The organism is Actinomycetospora lutea (assembly GCF_028737205.1).
GTDB classification, from domain to species: Bacteria; Actinomycetota; Actinomycetes; order Mycobacteriales; family Pseudonocardiaceae; genus Actinomycetospora; species Actinomycetospora lutea.
On record NZ_JAQZAL010000026.1, the window covers coordinates 74104 to 81338 of the forward strand.

At 74.7% G+C, this 7235-nt stretch carries 6 protein-coding genes; 4 read left to right on the plus strand and 2 right to left on the minus strand.

The features are described from left to right. The first annotated feature begins 1 nt into the window (after position 1). From purU to PHK61_RS24620, 4 genes are all read left to right on the plus strand, one after another. On the plus strand, positions 2-874 hold the full coding sequence (gene purU, locus PHK61_RS24605) for a formyltetrahydrofolate deformylase (protein ID WP_274283665.1): 873 nt from the start codon (positions 2-4) through the stop codon (positions 872-874). A 90-nt stretch (positions 875-964) separates the two neighbouring features. Next, positions 965-3286, plus strand: coding sequence for a penicillin acylase family protein (locus PHK61_RS24610; RefSeq protein ID WP_274283666.1), 2322 nt, complete (start codon positions 965-967; stop codon positions 3284-3286). 126 nt (positions 3287-3412) lie between these two features. Further along, positions 3413-4663: a GAF domain-containing sensor histidine kinase gene (locus PHK61_RS24615; protein WP_274283667.1), complete on the plus strand. Its 1251-nt coding sequence runs from the start codon at positions 3413-3415 to the stop codon at positions 4661-4663. An 11-nt stretch (positions 4664-4674) separates the two neighbouring features. Continuing rightward, positions 4675-5298 (plus strand): response regulator transcription factor, encoded by a 624-nt coding sequence (locus PHK61_RS24620; protein ID WP_274283668.1) that lies wholly within the window; start codon positions 4675-4677, stop codon positions 5296-5298. A 1-nt stretch (position 5299) separates the two neighbouring features. Here PHK61_RS24620 and PHK61_RS24625 read toward each other — a convergent pair whose 3' ends face one another. Both PHK61_RS24625 and PHK61_RS24630 read right to left on the minus strand, forming a co-directional pair. Further along, complete coding sequence (locus tag PHK61_RS24625) at positions 5300-5965, minus strand: helix-turn-helix domain-containing protein (protein WP_274283669.1); 666 nt, start codon at positions 5963-5965, stop codon at positions 5300-5302. A gap of 16 nt (positions 5966-5981) precedes the next feature. Then, positions 5982-7172: an NAD(P)/FAD-dependent oxidoreductase gene (locus PHK61_RS24630; protein WP_274283670.1), complete on the minus strand. Its 1191-nt coding sequence runs from the start codon at positions 7170-7172 to the stop codon at positions 5982-5984. Positions 7173-7235 lie beyond the last annotated feature (63 nt).

Here is a 7235-nt window from a genome sequence, read left to right on the forward strand (position 1 = left end):
CATGGACGCCTCCCTGCCGGACCCCGACGTCGGCCGGCTGCTGGTCTCCTGCGAGGACGGGCCCGGCATCGTGGCGGCGATCAGCGGGTTCCTCCACGCGCGCGGGGCCAACATCGTCCAGTCCGACCAGCAGACCACCGACCCGGCCGGCGGGCGGTTCTTCCTGCGCATCGTGTTCCGGGTGCCGGAGCTCCCGCTGTGGCTCGGCGCGCTGGAGGAGGAGTTCGCGGCCGAGGTCGCGGAGCGCTTCGGGATGTCGTTCCGGATGCGCGCCGCGTCGGTGCCGACGCGCGTCGCGCTGTTCGTGTCGCGCTACGACCACTGCCTGCTGGACCTGCTGTGGCGGTGGCGCCGCGGGGAGCTGCCGATCGACGTCGTGCAGGTGGTCTCCAACCACCCGGACCTCCAGAAGGAGGTCGCGTCGTTCGACGTGCCCTACGCCCACATCCCGGTCACGAGGGAGACCAAGCCGGAGGCCGAGCGGCAGCAGGCCGAGCTGCTCGCCGGTCGGGTCGACCTGGTGGTGCTGGCGCGCTACATGCAGGTGCTCACGGGCGGGTTCCTCGAGCGGATCGGCGTGCCCGCGATCAACATCCACCACTCGTTCCTCCCCGCGTTCGCCGGCGCCGGACCCTACGAGCAGGCGAAGACGCGCGGGGTGAAGCTGGTGGGGGCCACGGCGCACTACGTCACCGAGGACCTCGACGAGGGCCCGATCATCGAGCAGGACGTCGCCCGCATCTCGCACCGCGACCGGGTCGCCGACATCACCCGCCGCGGCGCCGACGTGGAACGCACCGTCCTGGCCCGCGCCGTGAGGTGGCACTGCGAGGACCGGGTGCTGCTCGACGGGCACTCGACGATCGTCTTCTGATCTGGCTGTGTTCTGACCGACGCCGGTTAGCCGAACGGCCAGTCGATCCATGGCCGCCCGGCCACCGCCGTCCCTGCTTCACTCACGACCGTGGCTGACGCGACCCGCACCTCGCACGTGCTGCCGGGCCTCACCGGGCCGGCGGAGATCCTCGTCGACCGGTGGGGCGTGCCGCACATCTACGCGGCCAGCACCTACGACGCGTTCCGCGTGCAGGGCTTCAACGCCGCCCGCGACCGCCTGTGGCAGATCGACTTCTGGCGGCGCCGCGGCCTCGGCCGGCTCGCCGAGGTGTTCGGCGCCGAGCACGCCGAGCGCGACCGCGCGGCGCGGCTGTTCCTCTACCGCGGCGACATGCGCGCCGAGTGGCTCGCCTACGGCTCGGACACCAAGCGCGCCTCCACCGCGTTCGTCGAGGGCGTCAACGCCTTCGTCGCGCTGACGCGCGAGGACCCCGACCTGCTGCCCGCGGAGTTCCGGGCGCTGGGCTACGAGCCGGCGTTCTGGGACCCCGAGGACGTGGCGCGCATCCGCAGCCACGGCCTGTTCTACAACGTCCGCGACGAGGTGGCCCGGGCCCGGACGCTGCGCGACCTGCCCGCCGAGGTCGAGGAGCTGCGCCGCCGCCGGGAGCCCGCGCGCCCGCTCGAGGTCCCCGAGGGCCTCGACCTCGCCGCCATCCCCGACGACGTGCTGCGCGTGTACGACCTCGCCACCTCCGCGCCGGTGTTCGGGCCGCCCACGGAGACCGACCCGCAGGGGGACGTCCTGCCCGAGGGTAGCAACAACTGGGTGCTCGCCGGGTCGCGCACGCGCTCGGGCCGCCCGCTGCTGGCCAATGACCCGCACCGCGCGGCCGCGGCCCTGCCCGGCCTGCGCTACATCGCGCACCTGTCCGCGCCCGGCTTCGACGTCATCGGCGGCGGCGAGCCCGCGCTGCCCGGTATCTCCATCGGGCACAACGGCCGCATCGCGTTCGGCCTGACGATCTTCGCGATCGACCAGGAGGACCTCTACGTCTACGAGACCGACCCCGACGACCCCACCCGCTACCGCTACGACGGCGGCTGGGAGTCGATGCGCCGGCTCGAGGAGACGATCGCGGTCCGCGACGGCGACCCGGTGACCGCCGAGCTGCTGTTCACCCGCCACGGACCCGTGATCCACCAGGACGCCGGGCGCGCCTACGCGGTGCGGGCGGCCTGGCTCGAGCCGGGGATGGCGCCCTACCTCGGCTCCATGGACTACATGCGCGCGCAGAACTGGGACCAGTTCGCCGCCGCCATGAACCGCTGGGGCGCGCCGCCGGAGAACCAGGTCTACGCCGACCCCTCGGGCACGATCGCCTGGCAGACCGGCGGGCTCACCCCGATCCGCCCCAACTGGGACGGGACGCTGCCGGTGCCCGGCGACGGGCGCTACGAGTGGGCCGGGTTCTACGACGCCGACCAGCTGCCCGGCATCGTCGACCCGCCCCAGGGCTTCCTGGCCACGGCCAACGAGTGCAACCTGCCCGACGACTTCCCGCGCGACCGCCACATCACCTACGACTGGTACGCCCCGTCGCGCCGGAACCGGCTCGACGAGGTGCTCGCCGAGGTCACCGACGCGACGCCGGAGAGCATGGTCGCGCTGCAGAGCGACTTCCTGTCGGTGCCGGCCCGACGCATCCTCGAGCGCGTCCGCGGGGTGAGCGCCGGCGCAGACGTGGACGGCCTCGACCTGCTGCTGGGCTGGGACGCGGTGCTCGCGCCCGACTCGGCGGCCGCCGCCCTGTTCGAGGTGTGGTACCGGCGCCACCTGCGCCCGGCGCTGCTGCGCGACGCCCTGTCGCGGGTGGTCGGGGCGGGGGAGGCGGACGCCGTCACCGCCCGCATCTCCCCGGCCGAGGACCTGCTCGCCGACGCCCGGGTGGACCTCGACCTGGTGGACGGTCGCCCGGACGACGAGCTGGCGGCGGTCGTGGCGGCGACGCTGCCCGCCGCGGTCGCCGAGGTCTCCGCGCTGCTCGGGCCCGACCGCGCGGCGTGGGCGTGGGGCTCGCTGCACGTCGCGCACGCCCACCACCCGCTGCGCCACCGGCTCCCCGGCGTGGCGCCCGAGCGGCTGTCCGCCGGCCCGGCCCCGCGTGGCGGCAGCGGCGACACCGTCGGCAACACCGCCTACGGCCCGAACTTCGTGCAGAGCGCCGGGGCCACGTTCCGGCTGGTCGTCGACGTCGGGGAGTGGGACGCGTCGCTGGCCATGAACGCCCCCGGCCAGTCGGGCCGCCTCGACGACCCGCACCTGACCGACCTGTTCGAGCCCTGGAGCCGCGGCGAGGCCTTCCCGCTGCTCTACAGCCGGGCGCGGATCGAGGCCGAGGCCGAGCACGTCATCAAGCTCACGCCCGAGAAGTCGTCACCGTCCTGATCGAGGAGACACCGTGGGACACCTGCACCTGCCGCCCGGGAAGAAGATCGCCGTCAACCTGGGGACGGACTTCGACGCCCAGGCCCTCTGGCTGGGCGCGACCGCTACGGGCACGGCGCGGTGGTCGTGGGCAACCTCGCGACCGCGCTCGGCGACCCGGACGCCGTCCTCGACGACGACCTGCGGCGCCACTACCGCCAGGCGGTGGGGCGGGCCGTGCGCCGGGGACGGCAGGCCGGGTCGCTGGCGCTGGGCCGCGACCTGCGCGCCGCCACCCGCACCATGGCCGAGGCGGCGGTGGCCAGCGGCGACGGGCCGGCCGTGCTCACCGCGATCCTGGCCTCGGCCCGCGAGCTGTTCCGGGCGGAGGTGGCCTACCTCGCCGTGCCGGTCGACGGGTCGGGCACCTACGTCTTCGACGAGGCGCTCGGCATCCGGACCGCGCCCTTCCGGCGCCTGCGCGTGCAGCACGGCCAGGGCCTCGGCGGGCTCGCCTGGCGGCTCGGCCGGCCGGTCTGCTCGGCGAACTACGCCGCCGACGGGCGCCTCGAGGCCGCGCCGGTGGACGAGACGCGCCACGAGGGGATCGTGTCGGCCATGGCGGCGCCGGTGTCGGTGGGCAGCGAGATCGCCGCCGTGCTCTACATCGGCGACCGGCGGATGCGGCCCTTCACCAGCGTCGACGAGGAGCTGCTCGAGGACCTGGCGGGCCACGCCGCGCCCGGCGTGCGGCGGCGCTACGCCGACGCCGACCGGGCCCGCGCGCTGGAGCGGGCGGTGCGCGAGCAGGTGGCCTACGACCTGCACGACTCGGTGGTGCGCGGGCTGGTCGCGATCGGCTTCGAGGCCGAGCAGGCCCGCCACCGCGTCGCCGAGGACGACACCGCCACGCGGCTGGACACGATCGCCCGCGCCGCCGAGGCCTGCATGGCGCGCCTGCGCGGCGAGCTCGAGCTGCTGGTCTCGGCGCCGCGCGTCGGGTCGGTGGCAGCCTCGGAGATCCTCGACCGGATCGCGCTGGTGCCCGACCGCGACGTGGTGCGCGTCCTCGAGCTCGACGGCGTCGACCTCGAGCTCGACCCGGACGCCGCGGACGCGCTCGTCCGCGTGGGGCAGGAGGCGGTGACCAACGCCGAGCGGCACTCGGGCTGCGACCACCTCACGGTCCGCGTCGAGACCTCCCCGCACGTGATCGCCCTGCACGTCGCCGACGACGGCACCTTCGACCCGGCGAGCGGCTCGCGCGGCGGCGCGCACTTCGGGATGCGGGCCATGCACGCCGCCGTCGAGGGGGTCGGCGGACGGCTGGAGATCACTCCGGCGGTCCCGGCGGGCACGCACGTCCACGCGGTCGTGGCGACCCGGCCCTCGGGATGATCGGGTTCTGCGTGGTCGACGACCACGAGGTCGTCCACGACGGGCTGCGCGCGCTCGCCGGGCGCGAGCCGGACCTGGAGTTCCTCGGCGCCGCGACCACCCTCGGCGAGGGGGAGGGGCTCGTGGCCCGCACCCGCCCGGACGTCGCCCTGGTCGACCTGCGGATCGGCGAGCGCGGCGGGGGCAGCGGCATCGAGCTGTGCCGCGCGCTGACCCGGGCCCCCGACGCCCCGGCCGTCGTGATCTTCAGCGCCTACGGCAACCGCGATCTGCTGGCCCAGGCGATCGACGCCGGCGCGTCGGGCTACATGCTCAAGGAGACCTCGGTGAGCCGGGTGCCGGGGATACTCCGGGAGGTGGTCACCGCCGGGAGCTGGTTCGAGCCGCGGATCGCCGGCGAGCTGCTGCAGCGGCGCCGCGCCGCCCCCGGGTCGGCGACCTTCAGCGAGCGCGAGCTCGCGATCGTCCACGGCATCGGGCGCGGCGAGAGCAACCACGAGATCGGCGAGCGCCTGCACCTGAGCTCGCACACCGTGAAGTACCACGTGGCGTCGATGCTGCGCCGCCACGGCTGCGGCCGGCGGGCCGAGCTCGTGCGGGTCGCGCACGACCTGCACCTGCTCGACGAGGGCTGACCTACTCCTCGATCCCGGCGTCCGGGTGCGCGACGACCGACAGGAAGCGGATCGGCAGCTCCACCAGGTCGCGCGGGCCGTGCAGGCCGTTGCCGTCGATCTGGAGCGCGTCGCCGGGCAGCAGCTCGTAGTTCGACTCGCCGTGGCTGTAGACCATCCGGCCCTCGAGCATGTACAGCAGCTCGGTGCCCGGGTGCTGGAAGAGCGGGAACTCCTCGCTGCGCTCGGTGAGCGTCACGAGGTGCGCCTCCATGCGCTTGTGCTGGCCGCGCAGGCCGCCCAGCAGCGTGTAGTCGTGGCCGACCCGGGTGCCGCGGGCCACGATCCGCGCGCCCGCCCCGGCGCGGGTGTGGACGGCCTCGCGCTCGACGTCGGCGCCGCGGAAGAACGCGGTCACCGGGATGTCGAGCGCGTCGGCCAGGCGCGCGAGCGTGGTGAGGCTGCACGACGTCTGGGCGTGCTCGATCTTCGAGAGCATCGGCTTGGAGATGCCGGTGCGCACCGACATCTCGGCGAGCGTGGCCCCCGACGCCCGGCGCAGCCGCCGGACCTCCGCGCCGATGGCCCGCTCGAGGCGTCCCTCCTGGGGGGACGGCTCCGCGACCTCGCGGGCCGCCGGGCCCCCGGACACGGGGTCGATGCCCGGGGCGCCGTCCTCCTGGCTCATGACCAGGAGTATGCCGTCACCGCATCTCGCCGGCCCCCACGTAGGGGTGCGGGCTGCGCAGCAGCTCCCCCTCGGCGAAGCGGGAGAGCTGGAAGTCCGACTCAGGGATGTCCGGGTCGCGGCTCGTCCCGTCCGTCACCAGGTCGGCCACGAGCCGGCCCACCGACGGCGCGATCTTGAACCCGTGCCCGGAGAACCCGGCCGCGACGATCAGCCCCTCGATGTCCGTCGCGGAGATGGCCGGGTTGAAGTCCGGGGTGACGTCGTAGCAACCGGCGTAGGTGGACGCGATCGCCGCCTCCTCCAGTCCCGGGAACCGCGTGCCGACCTTCTCCACCGCCAGGTCGAGGAACGAGGTGGTGGCCTGGTTCGAGTAGCGGTCGGGGTCGGCGGGCTCGAGCTCGGCGAGGTCGGAGTTGCCGAACAGGATCTCCCCGCCGCTCTCGGGCCGGACGTACTGCAGCGAGACGAGGTCGGAGAAGACCGGCACCGGGCCGAGGTCCGCGCCCGGGTCGATGAGCACGATCTGCTCGCGGTGCACGGTGATGGGCAGGGTGATGCCGTGGGCGGCGAGCAGCGGCACCGACCACGGGCCCGCCGTGAGCACGACCGTGCCCGTGTGGATCTCCGAGCCGTCGGCGAGCCGGACGCCGGTGACCGCGCCGCCCTTCGTGATCAGGTCGGTCACCGTCGTGCTCTGGCGCAGGCGCACCCCGGCGCGCCGCGCGGCGCCCGCGAAGGCCTGCGCGGTCTGGTAGGCGTCGCCGTAGCCGCCGCGCTCCTCCCAGGCGAACGCGGCGAAGGGCTCGAGGTCGGCCGAGGGCCAGAGCGCGGCGACCTCGCTCGCGTCGATGTCCTCGGTGCGCACGCCGACCGCGCGCTGGTCGGCCATGGAGGCGCGCAGGGCGTCGACGTTCTGCTCGCCGACGCCGACGACGTAGCCGGTCTGGTGGAACCCGACGTCCTCGCCGAGTACCTCGTCGGCGTTCTCGAAGACCTCCAGCGCGCGGGTCGCCATGGCGGCCAGCGAGGAGACGCCGTAGTGGCAGCGCACGACACCGGAGGACTTGCCGGTGCCCCCGGAGCCGACGGTGGAGCGCTCGACGATCACGACGTCGGTCGTGCCGCGCTCGGCGAGCGCCCAGGCGGCGGCGCAGCCCTCGAGGCCGCCGCCGACGATGACGACCTCGGCGGTGTCGGCGGTCATCGGGTCACCCCCGGGATCCAGGTGGTGCCCGCGAGCGGGACGCGGGCCATGGCGGCGGCTTCG